The 23,904-nt window shown below is 55.9% G+C and carries 20 protein-coding genes; 11 read left to right on the forward strand and 9 right to left on the reverse strand.

Annotated elements, in window-relative coordinates; all coding sequences use genetic code 11:
• The first annotated feature begins 9 nt into the window (after positions 1–9).
• From CAMM_RS12310 to CAMM_RS12325, 4 genes are read left to right on the forward strand one after another with little or no spacing between them, the layout of a single operon-like run.
• Positions 10–786, forward strand: coding sequence for an enoyl-CoA hydratase/isomerase family protein (locus tag CAMM_RS12310; RefSeq protein WP_003846898.1), 777 nt, complete (start codon positions 10–12; stop codon positions 784–786).
• Between the two features lie 55 nt (positions 787–841).
• On the forward strand, positions 842–2,053 hold the full coding sequence (locus tag CAMM_RS12315; protein WP_003846901.1) for a thiolase family protein: 1,212 nt from the start codon (positions 842–844) through the stop codon (positions 2,051–2,053).
• Entirely contained in the window at positions 2,053–2,841 is a 789-nt protein-coding gene (locus CAMM_RS12320; RefSeq protein ID WP_003846903.1) for an enoyl-CoA hydratase/isomerase family protein, read from the forward strand. The genes CAMM_RS12315 and CAMM_RS12320 overlap by 1 nt, the downstream gene beginning before the upstream one ends.
• A gap of 35 nt (positions 2,842–2,876) precedes the next feature.
• Positions 2,877–3,722, forward strand: coding sequence for a 3-hydroxyacyl-CoA dehydrogenase family protein (locus CAMM_RS12325; RefSeq protein ID WP_171974898.1), 846 nt, complete (start codon positions 2,877–2,879; stop codon positions 3,720–3,722).
• Here the strand turns inward: CAMM_RS12325 and CAMM_RS12330 are convergent.
• Complete coding sequence (locus CAMM_RS12330; protein ID WP_003846906.1) at positions 3,719–4,123, reverse strand: PaaI family thioesterase; 405 nt, start codon at positions 4,121–4,123, stop codon at positions 3,719–3,721. The genes CAMM_RS12325 and CAMM_RS12330 overlap by 4 nt on opposite strands.
• A 100-nt stretch (positions 4,124–4,223) precedes the next feature.
• On the opposite strand from CAMM_RS12330, the gene paaZ reads away from it, so the two are divergent.
• The 3 genes from paaZ to CAMM_RS12350 all read left to right on the forward strand — a co-directional run bounded on the left by paaZ (position 4,224) and on the right by CAMM_RS12350 (position 9,367).
• On the forward strand, positions 4,224–6,320 hold the full coding sequence (gene paaZ / locus CAMM_RS12335) for a phenylacetic acid degradation bifunctional protein PaaZ (protein ID WP_075761563.1): 2,097 nt from the start codon (positions 4,224–4,226) through the stop codon (positions 6,318–6,320).
• Between the two features lie 155 nt (positions 6,321–6,475).
• Entirely contained in the window at positions 6,476–7,996 is a 1,521-nt protein-coding gene (locus CAMM_RS12340; RefSeq protein ID WP_003846908.1) for a GMC family oxidoreductase, read from the forward strand.
• A gap of 600 nt (positions 7,997–8,596) precedes the next feature.
• The gene (locus CAMM_RS12350; RefSeq protein ID WP_003846910.1) at positions 8,597–9,367 is read left to right on the forward strand and encodes a hypothetical protein; all 771 of its coding nucleotides are present in this window, start codon (positions 8,597–8,599) and stop codon (positions 9,365–9,367) included.
• Positions 9,368–9,449: 82 nt separating this feature from the next.
• Here the strand turns inward: CAMM_RS12350 and CAMM_RS12355 are convergent, their stop codons facing one another.
• The 3 genes from CAMM_RS12355 to CAMM_RS12365 form a co-directional block, all read right to left on the reverse strand.
• Positions 9,450–10,874, reverse strand: coding sequence for an MFS transporter (locus tag CAMM_RS12355; protein ID WP_003846911.1), 1,425 nt, complete (start codon positions 10,872–10,874; stop codon positions 9,450–9,452).
• Positions 10,875–11,117: 243 nt separating this feature from the next.
• On the reverse strand, positions 11,118–11,765 hold the full coding sequence (locus CAMM_RS12360) for a 3-oxoacid CoA-transferase subunit B (protein WP_003846912.1): 648 nt from the start codon (positions 11,763–11,765) through the stop codon (positions 11,118–11,120).
• Positions 11,765–12,508, reverse strand: coding sequence for a CoA transferase subunit A (locus CAMM_RS12365; RefSeq protein WP_003846913.1), 744 nt, complete (start codon positions 12,506–12,508; stop codon positions 11,765–11,767). Before CAMM_RS12365 ends, CAMM_RS12360 begins: the two co-directional genes overlap by 1 nt.
• 80 nt (positions 12,509–12,588) lie before the next feature.
• Here CAMM_RS12365 and CAMM_RS12370 point away from each other — a divergent pair, with 80 nt between their 5' ends.
• The 3 genes from CAMM_RS12370 to pcaD are packed head-to-tail and all read left to right on the forward strand — an operon-like array spanning position 12,589 to position 15,430.
• A complete protein-coding gene (locus tag CAMM_RS12370) occupies positions 12,589–13,365 on the forward strand; it encodes an IclR family transcriptional regulator domain-containing protein (RefSeq protein WP_003846914.1) in 777 nt (258 codons plus the stop codon).
• A gap of 53 nt (positions 13,366–13,418) precedes the next feature.
• Positions 13,419–14,654 carry an acetyl-CoA C-acetyltransferase gene (locus tag CAMM_RS12375; RefSeq protein WP_003846915.1) on the forward strand — a complete coding sequence of 412 codons (1,236 nt, stop codon included), beginning with the start codon at positions 13,419–13,421 and terminating at the stop codon, positions 14,652–14,654.
• A gap of 5 nt (positions 14,655–14,659) precedes the next feature.
• Positions 14,660–15,430 carry a 3-oxoadipate enol-lactonase gene (gene pcaD, locus CAMM_RS12380; protein ID WP_003846916.1) on the forward strand — a complete coding sequence of 257 codons (771 nt, stop codon included), beginning with the start codon at positions 14,660–14,662 and terminating at the stop codon, positions 15,428–15,430.
• A gap of 78 nt (positions 15,431–15,508) precedes the next feature.
• On the opposite strand, the gene CAMM_RS12385 is transcribed toward pcaD, so the two are convergent.
• The 5 genes from CAMM_RS12385 to benA form a co-directional block, all read right to left on the reverse strand.
• Positions 15,509–18,223 carry a helix-turn-helix transcriptional regulator gene (locus CAMM_RS12385; protein WP_040355198.1) on the reverse strand — a complete coding sequence of 905 codons (2,715 nt, stop codon included), beginning with the start codon at positions 18,221–18,223 and terminating at the stop codon, positions 15,509–15,511.
• 155 nt (positions 18,224–18,378) lie between these two features.
• Positions 18,379–19,239 carry a 1,6-dihydroxycyclohexa-2,4-diene-1-carboxylate dehydrogenase gene (locus CAMM_RS12390; protein WP_003846920.1) on the reverse strand — a complete coding sequence of 287 codons (861 nt, stop codon included), beginning with the start codon at positions 19,237–19,239 and terminating at the stop codon, positions 18,379–18,381.
• A complete protein-coding gene (gene benC / locus CAMM_RS12395) occupies positions 19,240–20,346 on the reverse strand; it encodes a benzoate 1,2-dioxygenase electron transfer component BenC (protein ID WP_040355270.1) in 1,107 nt (368 codons plus the stop codon).
• A gap of 55 nt (positions 20,347–20,401) precedes the next feature.
• The gene (gene benB / locus CAMM_RS12400; RefSeq protein WP_003846924.1) at positions 20,402–20,914 is read right to left on the reverse strand and encodes a benzoate 1,2-dioxygenase small subunit; all 513 of its coding nucleotides are present in this window, start codon (positions 20,912–20,914) and stop codon (positions 20,402–20,404) included.
• A gap of 47 nt (positions 20,915–20,961) precedes the next feature.
• The gene (gene benA, locus CAMM_RS12405; RefSeq protein ID WP_040355201.1) at positions 20,962–22,479 is read right to left on the reverse strand and encodes a benzoate 1,2-dioxygenase large subunit; all 1,518 of its coding nucleotides are present in this window, start codon (positions 22,477–22,479) and stop codon (positions 20,962–20,964) included.
• Positions 22,480–23,000: 521 nt separating this feature from the next.
• Between benA and catA the strand changes: the two genes are divergently transcribed.
• Positions 23,001–23,855, forward strand: a complete 855-nt coding sequence (catA, locus tag CAMM_RS12410) for a catechol 1,2-dioxygenase (protein ID WP_003846928.1) — start codon at positions 23,001–23,003, stop codon at positions 23,853–23,855.
• Positions 23,856–23,904 lie beyond the last annotated feature (49 nt).

The following is a 23,904-nucleotide window of genomic DNA, read 5'->3' on the forward strand; positions in this document are numbered from 1 at the left end:
AGGATTTCAATGATTGATCTGCATCTGGATGACGACAACCACATCGCCGAGGTTGTGCTCAACAACCCCAAGGCGATGAATGCCCTGGGCCCAGAAGACCTCCAGGAGCTTTCCGAGGCTTATGCCGAAGCGGAAAAAGCTGGGGTGCGCGCACTACTTCTGCGCGGCGAGGGTCGCGGGTTTAGCGCGGGCCGCAATATTAAAGGCCTGGATCCGCGCGATGATGATGCCACGGACTATCTGGCCAATAAAGTCACCCCGGTGCTCAAACAAATGGCGCAGTTTCCAGCCCCCACATTCGCCGCCGTCCACGGAGTCTGCCTCGGCGTGGGCCTGGGTTTGGCCATCGCCACCGATATTGTTTATGTCGCAGAGGATGCGAAATTTGGCTCGCCTTTTGCCAATCTCGGTGCCACGTTAGATTCCGGTGGGCACGCGCTATTCGTCGACAGGCTTGGTGCACACCGCGCGATGGACTTGATTGTCACCGGCGACATGATCTCTGGTGCCGAAGCAGTCCAGGCTGGGTTATTTTCCCGCGCTGTGCCTGCCGATGATCTTTTGGATTTCACCCGCGAGCGCGTCCAGCGTGCCGCGCACGGTGCTACTCAAGCGTATATCGCATCGAAAAAGCTCATTGCTGATATTCGCGATAACAAAACGGGGCTGTGGGACTCCGTTCATGATGAGAACTTCGCCCAAGGCGCACTGTGCTCCTCCGAGGATTACCTCGAAGGTTTTGCGGCCTTTAATGAAAAGCGCGCACCTGTCTTCCATGGCCGCTAAAGGGCCGTTTTCGGGCCACGACATGATTATTAACCAGCGATAATTAAGGATAAATATGACTGACTCTGATTCGAGTGCCTACCTGGTATCTGGGTTTCGCACCCCGGTGGGCAAATATGGCGGCGCACTGTCTTCGGTACGCCCGGATGATTTGATGGCATTGACCATTAAAAAGACCGTCGAGGAAGCAGGACTGGATCCTTCTGCCGTCGATGAGGTCATCATCGGCAATGCCAATGGCGCCGGTGAAGAAAACCGCAATGTCGCCCGCATGTCATGGCTACTTGCCGGCTACCCCGATACCGTGCCGGGTATTACCGTCAACCGTCTGTGCGCATCAGGTATGTCAGCGATTGCGCTGGCTACCGCGATGGTCGAATCAGGTCAAGCCGATATCGTGCTCGCTGGCGGCGTGGAATCCATGTCGCGTGGACCGTGGGTACTGGAAAAGCCCACCAAGGGCTTTGCTCGCCCCGGAGAAATCTTTGATACCTCCATTGGCTGGCGCTTTGTCAATAAGCAGTTCGCGGGCATGGACAAGATGACTTACTCCATGCCGGAGACCGCCGAAGAAGTAGCAAATGTGTTTAATATCAGCCGCGAAGACGCCGATGCTTTTGCGGCACGCTCGCATGCTCGCGCTTTAGCTGCCATTGAAGCAGGCAAGTTCGATGCGGAAATTGTTCCGGTGGAAGTCAAAGACCGCAAGGGCAATGTCACCGTTGTGGACACCGATGAAGGGCCGCGTCCGGGTTCCACCCCAGAAGTTTTAAGTAAATTGCGTCCGGTCACTTCCCTTGGTGAGGTCACTACTGCAGGTAACTCGTCCACGCTTAACGATGGTGCTTCGGCGGTCATCGTGGCATCGCAACGCGGCATCGACAAGCTGGGGCTTAAACCCCGTGCTCGCGTGGTGGCTAATGCTGCCCGCGGCTTGCAACCCGAAATTATGGGCATGGGCCCCGTGCTGGCTACCCGCGAGATTTTGTCCCGTAGCGGCTGGGACCTGGCGGAGGTCGATGCCGTGGAGCTGAATGAAGCTTTTGCCACGCAATCGCTCGCGTGCATGCGTGAGCTGGGTTTGGATGAGGAAAAGACCAACGCTTGGGGTGGTGCGATTGCCCTGGGCCACCCGCTCGGTTCTTCGGGCTCCCGTATTACCTTGACCCTGCTCAACCGACTGGAAACCGAAGGTGGCACGCGCGGTATCGCCACCATGTGCATTGGTGTTGGCCAAGGCACGGCGATTGCGATTGAGAGGGTCTAATGGCACATATTGAAACTGTCAGTGAGTCTTTTACCGCACTGCAGGTTAGCCAGGAAGATGGTTTTGTTCTCGCGCGCATGAATCGTCCCGAGGTACGCAATGCGATTGATGAAACCATGGTCAGTGAGTTTCACGCACTCTGTGGCGAGCTAGAACGTGAACCACAGATTCTGGTCATTAGCGGTTGCGTGGCGGAAACGTCCAAGGGACCCCGCGGGATTTTTGCCTCCGGTGCGGATATCGCGCAGTTGCGTGAACGCCGCCGCGAGGATGCGTTGCGGGGAATTAACTCGGGCATTTTTCAGCGCATCGCCAAGCTGCCCTCGCCGGTGATTGCCGCGATTGATGGCTTTGCTTTGGGTGGCGGTTTGGAATTGGCGCTCGCCGCGGATTTCCGAATTGCTACGCCCGGCGCGAAATTTGGTCAACCAGAAGCCAACCTCGGCATCATCGCGGGTGCCGGCGCATTGTGGCGGTTGAAAGAAACCGTGGGCAACCCGCTGGCGAAAGAAATCTTACTGGCCGGCCGCGTGCTCTCCGGCGAAGAAGCAGCTCAGTCACACCTGGTCAATGAGCTTTTTGCTGCCGATGAACTTGATGCCGGGGCGCGCGAGTGGGCGCAAAAGATTGCGTCACTTGACCCTTTGGCGGTGCGGTTGTCCAAGCAGCTTTTTGATATGCCGGTCGAAGCCCATCCAGCGGTGGACAACATCGCGCAGGCTGTGCTGTTTGAATCCGAAGCCAAGTTTGACCGCATGCAAGCATTTTTAGACCGCAAGAAGAAATAACAACAAATAACAACTACGGAAAAAGGATGACAAAGATGGCTGTACCTGAACAAGTTGGCGTGCTCGGCGGCGGACGCATGGGCGCAGGCATTGCGCATGCGTTTCTAGCAGCCGGAGCGACGGTCAAAGTCGTAGACATTAATGAAGAAGCTACCGCCGCGGCCAAAGCCCGAGTGGAAAAAGCGATTCAAGGTTCCATCGACCGCGGCGCCGAAGGCACTTTTGAGTCTTGGGCCGAGCGTTTGTCGTTGAGCACGGATGTCAATGACTTCGCCGGCTTTGAGTTGGTCGTTGAAGCTGTTCCGGAATCCATGGATTTAAAGACCACGGCGTTTAATAATATTGCGCAGGCGGCGCCGCAGGCTGTGATCGCGACCAATACTTCTTCGCTCTCGGTGTCGGAATTGGCAGACACGGTGGCAAATGATGTCATTGGCCTGCACTTTTTCAACCCGGTTCCGGCGTCGAAGTTGGTGGAAGTCGTCGTGGCTAAGTCCACCCCGGATGCTTTGGTAGAAACTGCAAAGGGCTGGGTGGAAGATTTAGGAAAGACCGCGGTGGTGGTCAATGACGCACCGGGCTTTGCCTCCTCGCGTTTGGGCGTGGCCATTGCCCTAGAGGCCATTCGCATGGTCGAAGACGGCGTGGCCTCTGCGCGCGATATCGATAACGCCATGGTCTTGGGCTATAAATTCCCCATCGGTCCGTTGGAGCTGACCGATATCGTCGGCTTGGATGTGCGCCTGGGTATTGCGGAATACCTCGAGTCCACCTTGGGTGAGCGCTTTACTCCCCCGCAGTTGATGCGCGATATGGTCGCGCGCGGAGAATTAGGGCGCAAATCCGGCAAGGGTTTTTATGACTATAAGGACGATGCCTAATTTTTCTTCTCCACGATGGCATTAGAGATTCGTGCCGTGCACAACCTGCGGCCGGATTCATCTTCAATGACGATCTCATGGCTGGTCATCGTGCGTCCCAAACGGATTGCGGTGGCAGTGGCAGTCACTACTCCCGTATGTCCCGAGGCATGGTGGGTGGCATTGATATCTACACCCACGGCGACTTTGCCCATGGTTGAAGCATGGATGACCGCAGCCCAGCTGCCCACCGCTTCTGCCAGGCACACCATCGCCCCGCCGTGCAGCAGACCGAGAGATTGCCGGTTGCCATCAATAGGCATGGTGGCCACCACCTTCGAGGCAGATTCTTCAATCACCTGAACGCCCATTTTTTCATCGAGTTCGCCCAGCACAATCGTCCATGGCTCAACTTTTTCCATTTGTTTCTTCCTTCTTTAAAAACACTGCAAGTAATGTGACGTTCATTATACTGACCGAGTAGACAGTTATTGTCGAGCAGGTCGCTTTAGAAAGGCAAAAATGACTACCTCCATCATCGATACCATCGTTCCCAGCTTTTTATCCGGCAAGTGGCAAACCCCGGATGACCCATCGAAAGTCACCGATGTAGCAGACCCGTCAACCGGTGAGATTGTGGCGCGTGTATCCGCGGAAGGCTTAGATATTGCAGCGGCGGTTGAGTATGCCCGCACGGTGGGCCGGAAAAACCTGCAGGAGCTGACCATTCATGAGCGTTCTTTGAAAGTCAAAGAATTAGCTATCTTCCTCCAAGATCACCGCGACGAACTCAACCAGCTCGCGCATCAAACCGGTGCTAATAAGCGCGATAACTTCGTTGACGTCGACGGTGGCATTTCCACCATGTTCACCATTTCTTCCAAGGGCCGCCGCGAGATGCCGAATTCGCACGTCGTCACCGATGGCGAGCCTGAGGTCTTATCACAAGACGGCTCCTTTTTAGGCCGTCATATCTACACCACCATTCCAGGCATTGCGGTACAAATTAACGCTTTCAACTTCCCCGTCTGGGGCATGTTGGAGAAATTCGCGCCGTCGTTTATTGCGGGCGTGCCCAGCATCGTCAAGCCTGCAACGCCCACCGGTTTTGTCACCCAGGCGTTGGTGCGGTTGATGCTGGAATCAGGAATTTTGCCGGAAGGCTCCTTGCAGCTGATTTCCGGTTCGGCGCGGGATTTACTCGACCACCTGGATTTCCGTGACCACGTGGCCTTTACCGGTTCCGCGGCAACGGCACATACGCTGCGTGCGCACAAGAACGTACTCGAAGGCGGCGTGCAGTTTACTGCGGAAGCCGACTCGCTCAACGCAGCAATCTTGGGCACCGACGTCACCGAGGACGCACCGGAGTTTGAAGCCTATACCAAGGCCGTCTTTAATGAGATGACCTCAAAGGCCGGGCAAAAATGTACAGCAATTCGCCGCGCCATTGTGCCCAATAACCTGGTGGAACCGTTTATCGCAGCACTATCGCAACGTTTGGATTCCAAGGTGGTCGCTGGTGACCCCCGTGATGCAGACGCCACGATGGGCCCCTTGGTATCAACCGAGCAGCGCGATGATGTCGCGGCAGCGGTGCACACGCTTGTCGATGCCGGCGGCGAGGTCGTCTACGGCGGCGCCGATAAGCTCGACGGGGCATTTTTCGCCCCAACCATCCTGCGCTTTGCGGATGCCACAACGGAGGCTGTGCACTCGACGGAAGCTTTTGGCCCCGTAGTCTCTGTCATTGGTTATGACGAGCCAACCGAGGCCGTCGAACTTGCCGCACAAGGCGCTGGCTCCCTGGTTGCTTCTGTTATTACTCACGACGATGAACTAGCGGCGCTCTATGGTCGCGGGATTGCTGCTTACCACGGCCGCGTGCACTTTTTGGACCGCGTGGATGCCAAGACTTCTACCGGTCATGGCTCTCCACTGCCCCACTTGGTACACGGCGGCCCGGGACGTGCAGGCGGTGGCGAAGAACTCGGTGGTATTCGCGGCATCTTGCACTACATGCAGCGCACCGCGATCCAGGGCAGCCCCGATCACCTCACCGCCGTGGTTGGCCAGTGGCACCGCGGCGCGGCAGTAAACCGCGTAACCCGCAAGGACGTGGAAGCCGGCACCGGCGTGCACCCCTTCCGCAAGGATTTGGCTACGCTGAAAATCGGCGACCAATTCGCCTCTGACCTGCGCAAGGTCACCTTGGAGGAAATCCTGGCTTTCGCGAAGGAAACCGGCGATACCTTCTACGCGCACACCGATGAAGAAGCCGCCATGGCCAACCCCTTCTTCCCCCGCCGCGTCGCACACGGATACCTGCTGGTCTCCTGGGCTGCCGGACTCTTCGTGGAACCCGCACCAGGTCCAGTCCTGGCGAACTACGGTTTGGAAAACCTGCGCTTTATTGAACCAGTTACCTACGACGATTCCATTCGCATTGAGCTGACCGCCAAGCGCATTACCCCACGCGTGACCGATGACTACGGTGAAGTCTGCTGGGACGCAGCACTGTACAACCAAGACGACGTGCTCGTGGCGTCCTACGACGTGCTGACCTTAGTGGAAAAGGTAGACACCCTCTACGCAGAAAAGCAGATCGTCTCACAATAGATAGTTCTAAGCAGCCTGGTCCAACACAAAAATTGGGCCGGGCTGCTTTGTGCGCTTAATGCCAAAGACATTGCGCTTAATCACCGACACCGCAACGTGTGCTGGATTACATGTATTTCTACACTCGTTTCATCGCACAGTAGTGGAGGAAAGTCATGGTTGAGCAGAATTTTGATTTCATCGTCGTTGGTGCCGGTTCTTCCGGAAATGTCATTGCGCGCAGGCTTGTCGATGCCGGGCACACAGTCGCCATCATCGAAGCCGGCTCTTATGACACCAACCCGGATATCACCAAGGTCTTTAACCTCGGCAAACTATGGCACAGTGAGCAGGACTGGAATTATCACACGCTGCCGCAGGCTCATGCGAATATCCGGGAATTACACATTCCCCGCGGCAAAGTCATGGGTGGCTCGCATGCCTTAAACGCCACCATCTGGGTCCGCGGCGCGAAGCAAGACTATGACACCTGGGCGTACCTCGGCTGCGATGGCTGGTCCTGGGATGAGGTCTTGCCCGTTTTTAAAGCCATTGAAAACTATCCACAAGGCGATCCCGACACCCGCGGGCAGAATGGTTTGCTCGATGTTCGCAGCGATTATGACACCAACCCGCTACAAGATGCCATGTTAGAAGCTGGCCAACAAGCCGGCATTGCGCTTAATGAGGACTACAATTCCGGCAACCCGGAGGGCATCGGACGCATCCAGGCCAATGTCCGCGACGGCAACCGGTTTAACACCTGGCATGCCTACCTCAAACCCGTTCAAGACGCGGAGAATCTCACCATCATCACCGATGCCAAGGTGCAACGCGTCATCGTCGACGGGAACACTGTAAAGGGTGTGGAAATTAAGGGTGAGGGTGGCATCGACAAGCTTTATGCACCAGAGACCATCCTGTGCGCCGGTGCTTTAAACTCCCCGGAGATCTTGCTGCGCTCTGGCATTGGCCCCGCTGAGGAACTGGACGCACTAGGTGTGACAGTGACCCATGATCTGCCTGGTGTGGGCAAGAACTTACATGACCACGTGCTGTCCCCCGTCATTTTTGAAACGACGAAGAAAGAAGTACCGGATTCCACGGTGCTTCCGGCGGAAGTGCACGTGTTTACCAAGTCCACCCAGGATAAGGCCGTGCCTGATACCCAACCGCTGTATTTTTCCATTCCCATGTATAACGAGGGCATGACCGGCCCGGAAAAGGGCTTTACCTTAATGGGCGGGCTGGTGCGCCCGGCCTCACGCGGTGAGCTAACCCTGACTGGCCCGGACGATGACGACCCGATTGCCCTAGACCTGGCCGCGCTCAGCGTGCAGGCGGATGTGGATGCATTGGTGGCCTCGGTCAAGCAATCCCGCGAGGTTGGCCGCCAGGAAGCTTTGGCCGAATGGGGCCCGGTGGAGCTGTATCCCGGCGCGGAGGTATCCGATGATGACCTCGAGGACTATGTACGCGAAACGGTCATTACCTATCACCACCAGGTTGGCACCTGCAAGATGGGCACCGATGCGATGGCGGTAGTCTCACCTCGAGATTTTCGGGTCACGGGGCTGCACGGGCTGCGGGTGGCCGATGCCTCAGTCATGCCGATGATCCCCTCGGGCAATACCAATGCCCCAACCATCATGATTGCCGAGCGCGCCGCGCAGGTCTTCGTCCATGATGTGAACTAACGCCTAATCCCCACGCAGTCCTTGCCAGCCATTACAAGTCCCAAGGGCCTGCTCACATTCCCTTCGTAGTCTAAGAACTCCACACAACAAGACAACCTGCTTGCGTTAGTGGAGTTCTCCAAGACGAACGATTAGTTAGTCCCCCTTTTTAAAGAAGACAAAGCTAGACGCCGACGCAGTGCGGAAGAACCGCCACTGATCATAAAGCTAACGCCGAGAAACACAAATGCACCCGCCCCAATATTTGGCCCATCAGGCAGGGTCTCTACGAATCGGATCATTAATAATCCCGCCACAATAAAGGCAATGTCGAACCAAAAAGCGCACTTTGGTTAATACCAATGGAATTCCGATAGGAAGGGAAATCACCGCAGACGCCAGAATCATTTCGCTGAAAGTGTTGATGTCAAAATTCTCATCTTCACGAAAGAGAACAAAGGAAACAACAGCGATGAAAATGGTAACGATCTCTGGGATCGGCCAAGCAAACTTTCCTTGGCGGGATAGTCGCTGTTCCTTGACCGGTATGGTCTCTCCTTAGAAAGAAGCTCCGGTTGCTGCACTCAACCGGATGGGCAGCAAGGCTTTAGACTATAAGCCATGATGGACAATGAATATGCCGCGGTGGGCTTCGCTTATGATTCCTTTGATGATTTGATGTACGACCTCATGGAGGAGACCGGCGGAAAGGCCCTCGTGGTTCCAGGTTTTGAGGGTGTTGTGGTCTATCAGGACCCAACGGGCCCACGCATGGCGGCGTTTAAAGACGAGACAGGTTGGCACACTAACCCCGGGTTTTTAACTGATACACCTATTGATGCCACTGCTTACCGCGCAGGCGATTTCATCGCACATGTCGCTCTACGCCGCGCTGATAACGGCGAAGTATTTGCTTCGGTGATTGCCGCCAGCGACGAGTTCTTTGCACTGCCACCGGGAAATCCCGCCGGTGGTGACAGCATTCGCACTCCACAAGGTTCTTTGAGCGCCTGGGCTACCGAATACAAGCTTTTCGATGATGTCTCCGCCTGGGCCGATTCCGATCGAGCCTTTGAATCCAAGGATGCGAAAGGCAATAAGCAGACCACGCCAAATATGTTATTTAGCCCTTCGGCGGAAAAGTTCCACCAGGATTTCAGCCCGCGTGACTTAAGCCCGTATGCCAAGTTAGTTGGCGAGGTGGCGGCTGTTAAAAAGCGCACGAATCAACTTACTGAGCAGCCTTTTATCGTTGCCACGATTAAGTACCCCGCGGGCGAATTGCCAGTTCTTTTCGCTGCAGATGTGGAAGTTACCGCTGGCAATGTCTTTGATGGCACAGTTTTCCTATCCTTCGGAGCAGGGTTTTGGGCTAATCGCCATCAGAATTAGCCATGGATAGATAGAAGTGAGGCTCGGGACATTTCCGGAGCCTCACATCTATGTGTGTATCGCGGTGTTAGAAGGTTTGGGTTTAAGAAACACCCTCGGTAACTCGCGCTGATGCCTTGGAAGATGCAGTTGGCTCGGTAGAAATTACCTGCTCAACTGCCGGTGACTTCGGAATCAGCACGGTGCAGATGACACCGATGACGGCAACGCCAGCAAACATTCCAAATGCCCAGGTTGGGCCGAATCCGGCACCAATCATAAGGCCGGTTGCCATCGGGCCAACGATGCCGCCGAGGCGGCCAAAGCCAGCACACCAAGCAACACCGGCAGCGCGTGCGGAGGTATCGAAGTAGTTCGAGGTCAGCCCATAGGTCAGAACCTGAGTGCCCAGCACGCCAACGCCAGCGATGACGATGGGGATGTAGGTCAGGTAGACGTTGTTGGTAAACGGCAGGAGCATCAGTGAGATAGCGGCCAAAATAAAGGTCACGGTGATAACTGCCTTTGCGCCGACACGGTCCGCAACCATTGAGGCAAACAGACCGCCGACGACTGCACCGCCGTTGAGGAATAACAATGTGTACATGGAGTGCGCTGCTGATGCTCCGTTATTTTCCATGATCACGGGTAGCCAGGTATTCAAACCGTAGGTAGACAGTAGGCCCATGAAACTCATGGTGCCGATAAGCAGGGTTCCTGGAAGGTATACACGGGAGAAGATTGCGGCAAACCCGGATCTTCCAGTAGGGCTCGAAGGAGTCACTTGAGCTTCGGCTGCCGCCTCACGGCTGACAGGTTTGGTGAGGAATTGGGATTCCGGAAGTCCGAACTTGCGGCATAGTTCTTGCGCACGCATGGAACGGCCGGTGGCGACCAGCCACTTTGGGGATTCTGGCAGCAGGAACCACGCGGCAGGTAGCAAGAACACAACGGGGGTTGCGCCAATGAGGAATAGGCCGCGCCAGCCGATGGCATCTTCAAATGCGAGTGCCGCCAACGATGCCATCACGCCACCTGCGGGGACACCGGAGTATGCAATGGCGTTGAAGAAATTACGGCGTCCAGCCGGGGCAAATTCCGCGACGATGGCGCCACCGGTTGCGACGATGATGCCCACGCCTAGGCCCGTGAAAAAGCGCAGAACACCAAAGGCCAAAATAGAGGTCGAGAATGCAGTTAGCGCCATCCCAATGGAGAACCACGCGATGGCGGTAAGGAATACCCGGCGACGGCCCAGGCGGTCACCAATCGCGCCAGCGGAAAGTGCGCCGATGGTCACGCCGATCATCGCCCAGGATCCAAGGGTTCCTGCAACGCCTGCGCTGAGCTGTCCAATTTGGGTCGGGTCTGCCAGTAGGTTTGGCAGAACCGCTCCGTAAATAACGAGGTCATATCCATCAAATAAAATGGCTATAGCCACGATGGCTAAAACGCCGTAAACTGTGCGCTTATGCGCCGGTGATTCCCACGTGGTGTCTTTCGACGTAGGTGTAGTTGATGTGGTCATCGCTGCTCCTTTAAAGTGTGGCCACAATGGAAGTGAAAATCCGATATATGATTTCTCACATAAGAGCATCAAACCGTGATCTGCACCATATGTCTTTAGGGAATTTCCTACGATTCGCCTCGGGCCACATGTCCTCTAGCCGCACTGACATTCCAGGCGCGCACACTCACCACATACACCAAAAGCCCCAACGAAAGCGCAACGCTTCGCTGGGGCTTATCGATGAAATTTTAAGCTGAGTGCTTATGCAACACCTTCTGCGACCTTAAACGGTGCGCCAGTGATCTCTTTTAGCTCCTCGATGGTGACCTCTGGAGCAAGGTCAACCAAGGTCAACCCTTCTTCAGCGTCAACGTCGAAGACAGCATGGGTGGAGACAATCTTGTCCACGCACTTCGCGCCGGTCAAAGGCAGGGCGCACTCCGCAAGAATCTTCGGCGTGCCCTTCTTGGTCACGTGATCCGTCATGACGATGATGGTCTCTGCGCCGTGCACTAGGTCCATGGCACCGCCCATGCCGCGGACCATCTTGCCGGGGATCATCCAGTTAGCCAGATCGCCGTACTGCGAGATTTCCATAGCACCGAGGACGGCAACGTCCACGGAGCGGGAGCGGATCATCGCAAAAGACATCGAAGAACCAAAGTAGCTCGCGCCTGGTCCGGCGGTAATGGTTTCCTTGCCGGCGTTAATAAGCTCTGGGTCGAGCTGTTCTTCGGTGGGATATGCGCCCACGCCCAAAATGCCGTTTTCAGAGTGCAGAATAACTTCCTTATCTGCAGGAACGAATCCCGGAACCTTGGTGGGCATACCAATACCTAGGTTGACGTACTGTCCGTCTTGTAATTCGGCAGCAACACGCGCTGCCATTTGATCATGTGTCCAGACCATTAGCTCTGCACCGTCCTGTTCTCAATTCCAGTTTCTTGCTCTCCCACTACCACCACGCGGTCGACGAAAATGCCCGGCAGGTCGATTTCCTCGGGGTCTAGGACATCCACGAAGTGTTCGATCTGTGCGATCGTGATTTTGCCGCTCATAGCTGCGTCGGGGTTGAAGTTCTGCGCGGTCTTGCGGAAAGAAAGGTTGCCGTAGCGGTCACCCTTGTGCGCGTGGACTAGCGCGAAGTCAGTGCGGATGCCGGTTTCCAACACATAGGTCTCACCGTTGAATTCACGGGTTTCTTTAGGCTCCGAATACTTCGCAACCGTGCCGTCAGGGTTATAGCGCATCGGCAAGCCGCCGTCTGCCACCTGGGTTCCGACACCGGCGATGGTGTAAAACGCTGGAATGCCAGCGCCCCCGGCGCGCATGCGCTCGGCCAAAGTGCCCTGCGGGGTGAACTCCACGGTGAGCTCACCAGCGAGGTACCGACGTGCATATTCCTTATTGAATCCAATATAGGAGCCAATGGAATAAGAAATGCGGCCATCTTCCAGCAACAAGCTCAAGCCGAAGCCATCCGCGCCCAAGTTATTGGACACGATGGTGAGATCATCAGGGCCCTGAGTACGCAGAGCCTCAATGAGCACGGTGGGGATTCCTACGAGCCCGAAACCACCGACGGCAATCGAGGATCCCGAAGCAATGTCTTGCACCGCCTCTGTGGCGGAATTAGTCCTTTTATCAACCATGTGCCTTATGCTACACTCATGTTCATCATTAGTACAATGGTTCGCAGGGCGTACGCTACGGGCTTTTGAAGGAGAGAATTATGGTTAGTCCCTCAAGTGACTTTGTGCAGTCCTTTGCCCGTGGTCTCATGGTGATTCGCTCGTTTGATGCCACGGCACCGTCACAAACACTGTCGCAGGTCGCTGCCGCAACGGGCCTGTCCCGCGCAGCTGCTCGCCGCTTCTTGCACACCTTGGTGGAAGAAGGCTATGCCGTAAACAATGACGGCCAGTTCTCTTTAACCCCCAGGGTGATGGAATTGGGATATAGCTACCTATCCGCGCTGAACCTGCCCGCCTTGGCACAGCCGCGGCTAGAAGGTTTATCCGCGCAGGTGGGTGAATCCTGCTCGATGTCAGTGCTGGATGGCACCGATATCCACTACGTCTCCCGCGTGGCGGTGCGCAAGATTATGACGGTCAACATCACCATCGGCACGCGCTTTCCCGCGCATTCCACATCGATGGGGCGCGTGATCTTATCCGGGATGCCTGATGCAGATATTCGCAGCTTCTTAGATTCTGTTCCGCTAGAGCACGGGCTGACGCCGCGATCACTGACCGATAAGGAGCAACTATTCGCAGAAATTATCGCCGTCCGCAACCAAGGCTGGTCACTGGTAGACCAGGAACTAGAGCTGGGGTTGCGCTCGCTGGCGGCCCCCATTTTTGATGCTGACGGCAAGATCGTCGCAGCGATCAACATCTCCACCCAATCCGCGGTGAGTTCTGTTCATGAGTTGACCAGCAACTATCTGCCAGTACTGCTGGCTACCGCAGATGAAATCTCGCGGGATCTGCATATGGCCAGTACCTAAAAAGCCCTGCGTTTCCCTTTTGACTTTTTGTACCTATATATAAGGAGTATTTAATGACCAACCACAACGATAATGACATTGTCTTTTGCTCTCCGCTGCGCACACCAGTCGGGCGCTACGGCGGTGTCTTCCGCGATATCGCCGTAGAAGATCTGGCCACGACCGTCGTTGATGCCATCGTGGAGCGCACTGGACTCGGCGCGCAGGATGTCGATGACATCATTTTGGGACAGGCAAGCCCCAATGGCGCGGCACCAGCTTTAGGTCGCATCGTTGCGCTGAACTCGGCGTTGGGTAAAGAAGTACCTGGTATGCAGCTCGATCGTCGTTGTGGTTCGGGACTGCAGGCAGTGATGACTGCAGCGGCCCACGTTGCTGTGGGCGCCGCTGACCTCATTATCGCTGGTGGCGCGGAATCCATGTCACGCACCGAATACACCGTGGACGGTGCCATTCGCTGGGGTGTAAAAGGTGGCGACATGCAGCTGCGCGACCGTTTGGCCGAAGCACGTGAGACCGCGGGCGGCAAGAAGCACCCAATTCCTGGCGGCATGATTGAAACGGCTGAGAACGTTCGCCGCGAGTACAAGCTCACCCGCGAAGCGCAGGATCAGATGGCTGCCGCATCCCACGAGCGCGCACTGAAGGCACAGGCAGAAAACTGGTTTGAAGAAGAGATCGTGCCGATCACTGTGCCAGCGAAAAAGCGCGGTCAGGAACCAACCGTGGTCACCGCCGATGAAGGCCCTCGTGAAGGCTCAACCCCGGAAAAGCTCGCCAACCTGCGCACCATTCGCGGCAAGCAGGATGATGAAGCAACGGTGACCGCAGGAAATGCATCCTCACAAAACGATGGCGCCGCAGCCATGATTGTCACCACTCGCAAAAAGGCGGCTGAACTGGGCCTTAGCCCTATGCTGAGCCTAAAGGGCTGGGCGGTTGCTGGTGTTGCACCGGAGACCATGGGCGTCGGCCCGGTTCCTGCTACTAAAAAGGCATTGGAGCGCACCGGTGTCAGCTTGGATGACCTGGATGCCATTGAGCTCAATGAGGCTTTCGCTGCTCAGGCTCTAGCAGTCTTGGAAGAATGGGACTTGAACTGGGATGATTCCCGCCTCAACACCTGGGGCTCTGGCATTTCCTTAGGCCACCCCGTCGGCGCTACGGGCGCTCGCATGTTGGTGACGTTGGCGCACCGCTTAAAGCGTGAAGGTGGCAGCTTGGGCCTGGCCACCATGTGCATCGGTGGTGGCCAGGGCATGGCAGCGGTTGTAGAAAAGGAAGGTTAAAACACATGGCACAGTTACACTTTGTTGAATACGGTCCTCGCACGAGCGAACAGCCACAGGATACTTTGGTCTTTATTGGCTCGATTGGCTCCACGCTGGATATGTGGTTGCCGCAGCTCGATGCGCTTTCCGATGTTTTCCGCGTCATCGCCGTCGACCACCGCGGTCACGGCGGGTCCCCAGTGGTGGAAGGACCAGCATCGGTGGCAGATTTAGCCCAGGACGTGCAAGAGACCATCGCTCAGCTCGGCGTTGATACCTATGGCGTAGTCGGGCTTTCCCTGGGCGGTGCCGTGGCGCAGTACTTGGCGGCAAATGATTCCAAGGTCACCTCGGCTGCCCTGTTGTGCACGGCGCCGAAGTTTGGCACCCCAGAATCCTGGCATGAACGCGCACGGACGGTGCGCGCGGATTCCACCGCTGCCTTGGCTGATGGCGTGGTTGGCCGCTGGTTTTCAGAAGGATGGATGGCCGACAATCCCGCATCGACCGCGTTTTATCGCGAGATGATTGCTACTACCCCTGCTGAAGGCTATGCCTCCTGCTCGGAAGCACTCGCCGACTGGGACTTCGCGGATGAACTCCCGAAGATTTCCGTTCCCGTGCTGGTTCTTGCTGGCGCCGATGACCCTTCTACCCCACCTGAGGTGCTCAAAGGCATTGGGGAAGCAGTCAGCGGTGAATCCACCTACGTGGAAATCAAGCCCGGCGCGCACGTGCCCACCATCGAGTCACCGCAGGAAGTCACCGACGCCCTGCGCACGCACTTTAGCTAGTACTTATCAGGTTCAATAAAACCGAAAAGGCTCTGCCCTACTTCCTTCTTCACGAAGGGCGTAGGGCAGAGCCTTGTGTTATTCGCGCAGTGCCTGCGCAAGCGCTGCCGGTAATTCTGTCCGCGTACGAATCTGCAGCTTGCGGTAGATGCGCGTGAGATGAAATTCCACGGTCTTCGGCGATAAGAAAAGCTGCGCGGCAATTTCTTTATTGGTCAGACCGCTGGCAGCATTCTGCGCGACTTCTAGTTCCTGGGTAGTCAACGACGACGCTGATGCCTGCCGTGGTCCAAGGCCTCCTGCGCGACGCTCGCGGTTGATCTTTTCCACATAGGCATGCGCACCCATGGATTGATATACCTCAGCTGCCCTGGCCAAGTAGCCATCGGCATGCTTGCGCCGGCCCAAGCGTCGCAATGCCTGGCCAAAAGCAAAAAGGGTTCGGCCCTGGTATGGACGCATATGCGTCGAGGACATCATTTCGATGGCTTCTTCGTATAACTTCACGCCGCGTTCTGTTTCGCCGAGCACTAAGGCTTGGTGCGCGCGTTCGGGGACTAGGCGTGCATACAGGCTAAAGTTATTGACCCTCTTGGCATCGTCTTCTGCCTCGGACAATAGTTCATCGGCCTCGTCTAAACGTTTGGTGCTGAGTAAGACATTGACCGCCAAGTCACGCCACGGCCAATAGCCCGGTTGGCTAATGTTGGTTTCTTTATCGATGGCAATGAGTTGATCGGCAGCGCGGGTTGCTTCCAACATCTGGTTCTCACGCAGGCCAGTAACAATGCGCGTAATCGCAGCGGGTACGCGCTGGATCACAAAAGCGTCATTGCCGATAAGTAGGCGGTTGCGGTAGTTTGCCGCCATCGAATACGAACCGCGCAGCTGCGAGATAATAGCGCCTGTCCACAACAGCAATGGGTTGAGCAGATCAATGCCATAGTAGTCAGCCTGGAATAGGCCTTTTTCTACCGTCGCAATGGCATCATCCCACTCACCTAGTAAAAATTCTGCGCGGGCCAGCCAGGCTAGTTGCCACAGATCAATACGCGTGGAGCCTTCATCTCGCGGCAATTGCTGGAGTTCCTGGCGGGCAGAAATAGGATCATCATTGGCAAGTTTGATCCAGCCTGACACCATGTGTCGGCGCTGCGCCAGTACCGGAGATTCTCCTGGCTGAAGGTGAATTTCCGTGTACGTACCGTTGATCGCAGAATCCGCGACTGTCGCAATATAGCCCGCTGATAAAGCAGGCTCTGACGTGGGCCCACCCCATTTCGCAGCATCCTCTGCCGCTTCAATAACCCCTGGCAAGTTCCAATTGGCAATCTCCGCCAAGGCTTTGTAGCTAGCAAGCTGCGCGCGAGTCTGATTCGGGGCGCTGTGATCGAGCAACGCATTGTCTAACCGAGAAAGGGCCTCGTTGCGGCGTCCTTGGTGAATAGCCAAATATCCCAATAAGGAATCACGCCACATATCAGGCTTGTGGGTATCGAGCGTGCGGGCACGATCTGCAACAGCACGAATATTGGAGGAAGATACCAACGCTTCCATCTGGCTGAGCTCGTACTGCCGCTGTTGTTCTTTCGTTGAACTTAACTCCGAGGCCAACCGGTAGAATTCCGCGGCTTCTTTCCACCGGCCCGCATTGCCCAAGCCCTCGGCGGCTTCTGCAAGTTCTGTGGCAATCGCCTTATCATGCGTGCTCATACCCAATGCCCGGTGAACCAGGGATTGGGCCTTATCCCCGCGCGCCTCGTAGTATTTGTGCGCGCCTTTATGAAATGCTCGGCGCCGCGCTGGGCCTACCGTTGCCCCGACGGTGTATTTATCTTCGACGGCGCTAAATTCCAGCACCGGCGGAAACACGCCCGCCACTACAGAGACGATTCCGACATTAATGGCAGATTCTAAAGCCCAGTCCACGCCTTCGGTGCCGACCATGTTCTCGAGAAGATCCAAGGTCGCCGCTTCATCCACACAAGCCAGAGCTTGGAGTGCGAAGAGGGTTTCTTCACTGAGTCCGCAGGATTTTTCTTCCCAGCGCTGGATCCAGCGCTGCGGGACTTTGACGGTGACATTGCGTTTATGCCAGGCATCAGCCGGCAGGGCCGTCAATAGCTCGTGGACTTTGCCCAAATACCCACCGGTCATAGACTGCAGACGCTCTGCAAGATCCACCGAAACCCGGGCACCAATATCGGACAGCGCGAAAGTTTGGATTTCTTCCGCCGTCATCGGCGTAATCTGCGCCGTGCTTTCTGCATATGCCAAGTACGGAGCATTGGAAGCGCCCGTCATCAACGCGATAAACCGGCCATCTTTCAGCGTGCTTAAAGCCGCACCCAATGCTTGGACGGTGGGTTCTTCCAGCAGGTGCGCATCATCGATGTGAATCAACGTCGAAGAAAATGGCACATCAACTATGTGCACCATCGAATCCAATGCGCTGTTGATATCTTCTGCAGCCTGCGGAGCCTGCGGGGCAGAGTTCACCTCGCCGTGGGCGTTTTCGCTTTCGGATTCAGTCAACACCAAGTTGATGCGGTTGATTAAGTCCGCGGTGTCCATGCCCGATGTCGCCGACATGGAATAGGCGGACCATCCGCTCAAGTTCCGCAAGATGGAGCGTGCCAGCGACGATTTACCAATGCTGCGATCACCATGGATCGCCAGGATCTGGCCCTTGCCCGGAGCCAAGCTATTGATCTCCGCCATCACCTTTTGAATTTCTGGCCGGGCCAGCAAAGACAGGTCAATTCCGCTGCGGTGGGAATTAGTCGGGGCCATTGAAGTCATCTTAGGGGAAAACGCTCTCGTCATATGCAAAATGACAGGCTGCACCAGCCTCACTGATTGAAGCTTGTGCAGCCTGTCTACTTTCTTTACTCGAAACGGACTCGGAGGTTGCGACCTGGCGCGACCTGAAAGGGGCTTACCGGGTCTTAGCCTTGGTCACCACCCGAGACGGGGAGAACAGATCCGGTGATATAGCTTGCTTCCCGCGATGCCAAAAAGCAGATGGGGGCAGTCTGTTCATCCAATGTGCCATAGCGCTTCATCAACGAAGAATCTACGGTTTGGTCAACAATTTGCTGGTACCACTGCTTTTCCTGCTCATCGTCAGGCAATGGCCCACGCTGCACCGCACGCGCCGGAGCCAGCGTGCCACCTGGTGCGGCAGCCACGATGCGCACATTATGGTGCGCTGCTTCATGCGCGAGCGCAGAAACAATACCGTTGACTCCGCCCTTGGCAGCGGCATAAGGCACACGGTTAATACCACCGGTCGCCGTCGATGACACATTAACAATGACACCTTGCTGGCTGCCGGCCTCTGTGGTGTTTTTGCCGGAGTAGGCATCGATAAGCGCTGGCAATACCGCCCGGCACATCCACAGCGTGGGGAAGAGAGAACGGTTAATTTCCTTCTCGATCTCCTCTGGCGTGTAGTGCTCGTAGGGTTTTGCCCAGATGGTGCCGCCGACGTTATTAATCAGCACATCTACGCGTCCGGCCTTGGCCAGTGCGAAGTCCACGGCGGACTGCGCTCCGGCAAAGGTTTCCAGATCGGCGGTGGTGGAGTACGTCTGACCCGCACCAGTGCCAGCGAGTTGTTCTGCGCGCTCATGCACCAAATCAGCGCGGTCTACCAAGACCACGGTGCCATCTTCACGCGCGATGCGCTGGGCTACAGCAAAGCCAATGCCCTGGGCTGCACCCGTGACAATAACAACTTGGTCTTTGAAGCGCTGCGGGGTAAAAATACCCTGCTCATCGGCGGCGCCACCTACAGGCATCGTCATCTATACGCCCACCTTTTCGGCAACCCTCTCGGCCTTTTCCGCGACCTGCTCACCAGTTTCTGCCTGCGCCTCAGCGGCACCTGGCTGCTGGTTGGCATTGAACTTCTCATAGTAGAAATTCAGCGGTGGGGTGTCGTGGCTGTCGAAGTACTTGCGTACTGCCTCCACCATTGGTGGTGGGCCGCACAGGTAGGAATCGGCTTCACCATCGGCGAGGTGCTCCGTCGGATCCATGTGATCGGTGACAAAGCCACAGCGCTCATGTCCTTCTTCTTGCGATAACACGGTGAAGAAGTCAAAGTCCTCAATGCGATCCTTATACGCGGCGATTTCTTCCAAACGCACCAGGTCTTCGCTGGTATTCGCGCCATAGATGAGGCGAACTGGAACATCCAGCAGCTCATCATTGGCCAAAGATTCCATAATGGACATCACTGGTGCCAAGCCGGTGCCGCCAGCCAGCAACAGCACTGGCTGCAGTGGCTCGCGCAGGAAGAAGGAACCCATAGGTCCTTCAAACTCCAGCTTGTCGCCGACCTTCGCGACGTCTTTCAGCCAGTTGGTCATCAAACCATCCGGGGTGTTTTTGATGAGGAACCCGATCTTCTCCACCTCTGGGCCGGTGGCAAAGGAGTAGGAACGGGTCTCAGTGGAGCCAGGGACGGTGATGTTGACGTACTGTCCCGGCAGGAAGTTCAAACGCTCGCGGTCTTCTACTTCCAGCTCCAACTCAAAGACGGTGTCCGACAAGGCGCCCACCTTGGTGACCTCAGCACTGAAGGTTTCCGGACCGGTCTTAGCCAATACGGAGGTGGTGCGAATCTGCAAGACCATATCGGAGCGTGGCTTGGACTGGCATGGCAAGCAGAAACCATTGTCCAGCTCGTCTTGGGTCATTGCGTCATCAACGAACTCGCCTTCGTCGAAGTCACCAGACTCACAAAATGCCTTGCAGGTACCGCAGGCGCCATCACGGCAGTCAAAAGGAATATTGATCTTGGACTGGTATGCAGCATCTGCCACGGTCTGATCTTCTGCACACGGAATGAACTTGGTGATTCCGTCTTCGAAGGCCAATGCAATCTTGTGCTCAGTTTTGGTAGACATTTTCATGCCCTCCTTAAAAATTCGGGTATCCGAAAAATCGAATGCGGTCTGGGAATTAGACCATGTACACATCGACGATGTGGTGGATGAAGTCATTGCGCAAAATGATGCGCTGCTTCTTAAACAGCGGCTTACCAGTGGAGAAATCCAAGGTAGCGAAGGTGGTACCGAAGTAGTTATCGGTGGTTTCGTAGCGGTAGTAGTAGTTAGTCCAGTTGAAGCGGATATCTACTTCATTTTCGCGGCGCTCCAGGATTTCCACGTTGGTGATGTTGTGGCCAGTGCGTGGATCCGGCAAGGACGTTGCGGAGGAACGCTCCGTGCGGATACGGAAGATACGGTCTTCCAGGCCCGCGCGGTTGGGGTAGTAAATCAGTGAAATTTCAGACTGGGGATCTTCGGTGAGTTCACCGTCATCATCCCACGCTGGCATCCAGTACTCAGCGTCTTCGGTGAAGCACTCGATCCACTCTTCGAACTGGCGCTCATCGAGCAAACGTGCCTGATAGTAGAGGAAGTCTTCGACTTCCGTACGGGTAACTTCTTGGGTCATAAGTGCTTGCGTCATGGGGACCTCTCCTTATATAGAAGGTTGGGACAAATATCGAGTGGGGATTAACGACGACGGGAACGACGGGAACGGCGTGGTGCACCAGCTCCCGATGCAGCCTTTTCAGCAGCCGCTGCTTCCGCGGCTTCCTTCTTGGCTGCCGCAGCGAGTGCGAATTCGCGCGATGCTTCCGATGCAGCCTTCGCATCAACGAGGTCCTTGTTGACGGACGCATCCATCTTGACCGCATGGCGCATGACGTCTTCCCAGTATCCGTGCTGGATTGGGTACAGACCTTCATCCTCGGTGCGAGCACCAGAGGACAGCACTTCATTAAGCTGCAGCTTGGTTGCCAACTCGTTAGGACCGCTTTGCTGCTGGTGCTGGCCACGAGTCATGTCATTCCATGGGAATGACGTTGCCAGGTAAGTCTTTTGGCAAGAACGGAATTCCTCCAGGTCATCTGGGGTTGCCATGCCGGTTGCGTTGAAGAAGTCCTCGTACTGACGGATGCGGTTTGCCCGGTTCTCTGCAGATTCGCCCTTTGGCGCGATGCAGTAGATGGTGACCTTGGTCTGATCCACAGAGATGGGCTCAAGGCGACGAATCTGGGTGGAGAACTGGTCCATGACGTACACGTTCGGGTACAGGCACAGGTTGCGGGATGCACCAACCATGAAGTTGGCGCGCTCCTCACCGTGCAGTTCAGCCAATTCATCCAAGCGGTCATAGACTGGGCGGTCTTCTGGGTTGGCCCACTGGCTCCACAGCATCAGGTGGCCATTCGGGAAGGAGAAGTAGCCGCCACCCTGGTTGCCCCAGTCACCAGCGCTCATTGCGCGGGTTTCATTCTTGGACTCACCGGAGTCACGACGAGACGTGGTTGCTGCATAGTTCCAGTGGGTGGAGGAAACGTGGTAGCCATCGGCACCGTTTTCTGCCTGCAGCTTCCAGTTGCCGTCATAGGTGTAGGTGGACGAACCACGCAGTACTTCCAGGCCCTCCGGGGACTGGTCAATGAGCATGTCCAAGATGGCGCGGGAGTCACCCAAGTGCTCATCGAGTTCCACGACATCTGGGTTCAGCGAACCAAAGAGGAAGCCGCGGTAGCTTTCAAAGCGTGGGACGCGACGCAGGTCATGGCTGCCATCGGTGCGGAAGTTTTCTGGGTATCCACCATCTTCCTGGTCCTTGACCTTAAGCAGGCGACCGTCATTGGAGAAGGTCCAGCCGTGGAAAGGACAGGTGATGGTGGTGCGGTTGTCTGTCTTGCGGCGGCACAGCATGGCACCACGGTGGGAACACGCATTAATCAGCGCGTTGAGCTCACCATCTTTGGAGCGGGTGATCACGATGGGCTGGCGGCCAATATTGGTGGTGTAGTAGTCACCAACGTTTGGAATCTGGGACTCATGCGCAAGGAAAATCCAGTTACCTTCGAAGATGTAGCGCATTTCCAGGTCAAAAAGCTCTTCATCGGTGAACACCTTGCGGTTCACACGGACGACTCCGTCTTCTGGGCGGTAGTCCAGTGCGTTTTCCAGTGTTTCTTCCACCGAGTTACGGCGCGCTTGTACAGACATGTGTACGCTCCTTTGAATTTTAGCCATGGGGACTTATCGCTTCCCTGAAGGATTCCCCAAGGAATTACACCCTCTAACAGGTGTGCGATCTGTGCTTTCACCGATTCGTGAAAGATGCATTCCAACGTGCATCTCTCGCAGTCACGATCCGTGATGTACGACTCACCATACGGATTTAAGCGAGCCACAACACTAGGTAGCGCCCTAGGGTTTACCAGGTACATGACGTGCGTCTACCGCACAATCACACTAATAGGTTGCCTGACCTGCATTGACATACTCGAAAATGAGAGCAATTCCGGCACTAAAGGTTTTGGGTAGCAAATTTCGATTGACTTCCACCATGCGCTAGGCCACAGTATTAAGTAGCAAGCAGTTCACATCACAAGTAATTTTTCGACGACGACGCGGGAGATACTGTGGAGCATCACCCTCGCACTGATGTACAACTCGCTGCAACCCCACAAACCCATTCGGCTTTGCTTTTGCACAAAGCGGAGTCTATACAAGGAGGCTTTCCCATGGCTTTGGAAACGGCAACCGCGCAAGCATCCGGTACCGCTGCAACCGATAAGTTCAAAAAGGAGCGTGCCCCACAAGCGGACACCTCACCTGAGCGCGCAGCAGCCATCTACAAGGATCTCTTCAAGGCATTTGAAGACATCACCCTGAAGCACCAGATCACCTACGACGAGTACGAAGTAGTCAAGTGGTGGATGATTCAGGTTGGCGAGAATGGCGAGTGGCCATTGTGGCTGGACGTCTTCTACGAGCACGTGGTGGAAAAGGCCAACTACGACCGCAAGGGCTACACCGGCACCCAGGGTTCCATTGAGGGCCCTTACTACGTAGACAACGCCCCTAAATTGCCAGCTGAGTGCGAGATGCCCATGCGTGACAAGGACCGCGAAGCACAGGCGCTGTACTTCACCGGCCAGGTCACCGACATCGACGGCAACGGCCTCGGTGGCGCTACCGTTGAGCTGTGGCACGCAGATGAGGAGGGCTACTACTCCCAGTTCGCACCAAACATCCCAGAGTGGAACCTGCGCGGCACCATCGTCACCGACGACGAGGGCAACTACAACATCAAGACCTTGCAGCCTGCCCCTTACCGCATTCCTCACGATGGCCCAACTGGCTGGTTCATTGATTCCTACAATGGCCACCCTTGGCGCCCAGCGCACTTGCACCTGCGCATCAAGCACCCTGGCTACCGCACCATCACCACCCAGCTCTACTTTGTTGGTGACGGCCACCTCGATGATGACGTTGCATCTGCAGTCAAGCCAGAACTCGTTCTGGACCCACAGCCACAGGACGATGGCTCCAACAAGGTTGTTTACCCATTCGCACTGGATAAAGAAGAAAACTAATCCAAGCAGCTAAATAACCGCTCTATCGCCTCGCTCCCACCGTTAGTCA

The organism is Corynebacterium ammoniagenes DSM 20306, from assembly GCF_001941425.1.
Lineage (GTDB): Bacteria > Actinomycetota > Actinomycetes > Mycobacteriales > Mycobacteriaceae > Corynebacterium > Corynebacterium ammoniagenes.

What these genes read in the sequence shown, in the direction of transcription:
- CAMM_RS12310 (WP_003846898.1), top strand. Translation starts at nt 10, where the DNA reads ATGATTGATCTGCATCTGGATGACGACAACCACATCGCCGAGGTTGTG.
- CAMM_RS12360 (WP_003846912.1), bottom strand. Translation starts at nt 11,765, where the DNA reads ATGGTCTGGACACATGATCAAATGGCAGCGCGTGTTGCTGCCGAATTA.
- paaZ (WP_075761563.1), top strand. Translation starts at nt 4,224, where the DNA reads ATGACTACCTCCATCATCGATACCATCGTTCCCAGCTTTTTATCCGGC.
- CAMM_RS12375 (WP_003846915.1), top strand. Translation starts at nt 13,419, where the DNA reads ATGACCAACCACAACGATAATGACATTGTCTTTTGCTCTCCGCTGCGC.
- CAMM_RS12315 (WP_003846901.1), top strand. Translation starts at nt 842, where the DNA reads ATGACTGACTCTGATTCGAGTGCCTACCTGGTATCTGGGTTTCGCACC.
- CAMM_RS12320 (WP_003846903.1), top strand. Translation starts at nt 2,053, where the DNA reads ATGGCACATATTGAAACTGTCAGTGAGTCTTTTACCGCACTGCAGGTT.
- pcaD (WP_003846916.1), top strand. Translation starts at nt 14,660, where the DNA reads ATGGCACAGTTACACTTTGTTGAATACGGTCCTCGCACGAGCGAACAG.
- CAMM_RS12390 (WP_003846920.1), bottom strand. Translation starts at nt 19,239, where the DNA reads ATGACGATGCCTGTAGGTGGCGCCGCCGATGAGCAGGGTATTTTTACC.
- benB (WP_003846924.1), bottom strand. Translation starts at nt 20,914, where the DNA reads ATGACGCAAGCACTTATGACCCAAGAAGTTACCCGTACGGAAGTCGAA.
- benC (WP_040355270.1), bottom strand. Translation starts at nt 20,346, where the DNA reads ATGTCTACCAAAACTGAGCACAAGATTGCATTGGCCTTCGAAGACGGA.
- CAMM_RS12355 (WP_003846911.1), bottom strand. Translation starts at nt 10,874, where the DNA reads ATGACCACATCAACTACACCTACGTCGAAAGACACCACGTGGGAATCA.
- benA (WP_040355201.1), bottom strand. Translation starts at nt 22,479, where the DNA reads ATGTCTGTACAAGCGCGCCGTAACTCGGTGGAAGAAACACTGGAAAAC.
- catA (WP_003846928.1), top strand. Translation starts at nt 23,001, where the DNA reads ATGGCTTTGGAAACGGCAACCGCGCAAGCATCCGGTACCGCTGCAACC.
- CAMM_RS12330 (WP_003846906.1), bottom strand. Translation starts at nt 4,123, where the DNA reads ATGGAAAAAGTTGAGCCATGGACGATTGTGCTGGGCGAACTCGATGAA.
- CAMM_RS12325 (WP_171974898.1), top strand. Translation starts at nt 2,877, where the DNA reads ATGGCTGTACCTGAACAAGTTGGCGTGCTCGGCGGCGGACGCATGGGC.
- CAMM_RS12340 (WP_003846908.1), top strand. Translation starts at nt 6,476, where the DNA reads ATGGTTGAGCAGAATTTTGATTTCATCGTCGTTGGTGCCGGTTCTTCC.
- CAMM_RS12385 (WP_040355198.1), bottom strand. Translation starts at nt 18,223, where the DNA reads ATGGCCCCGACTAATTCCCACCGCAGCGGAATTGACCTGTCTTTGCTG.
- CAMM_RS12365 (WP_003846913.1), bottom strand. Translation starts at nt 12,508, where the DNA reads ATGGTTGATAAAAGGACTAATTCCGCCACAGAGGCGGTGCAAGACATT.
- CAMM_RS12350 (WP_003846910.1), top strand. Translation starts at nt 8,597, where the DNA reads ATGATGGACAATGAATATGCCGCGGTGGGCTTCGCTTATGATTCCTTT.
- CAMM_RS12370 (WP_003846914.1), top strand. Translation starts at nt 12,589, where the DNA reads ATGGTTAGTCCCTCAAGTGACTTTGTGCAGTCCTTTGCCCGTGGTCTC.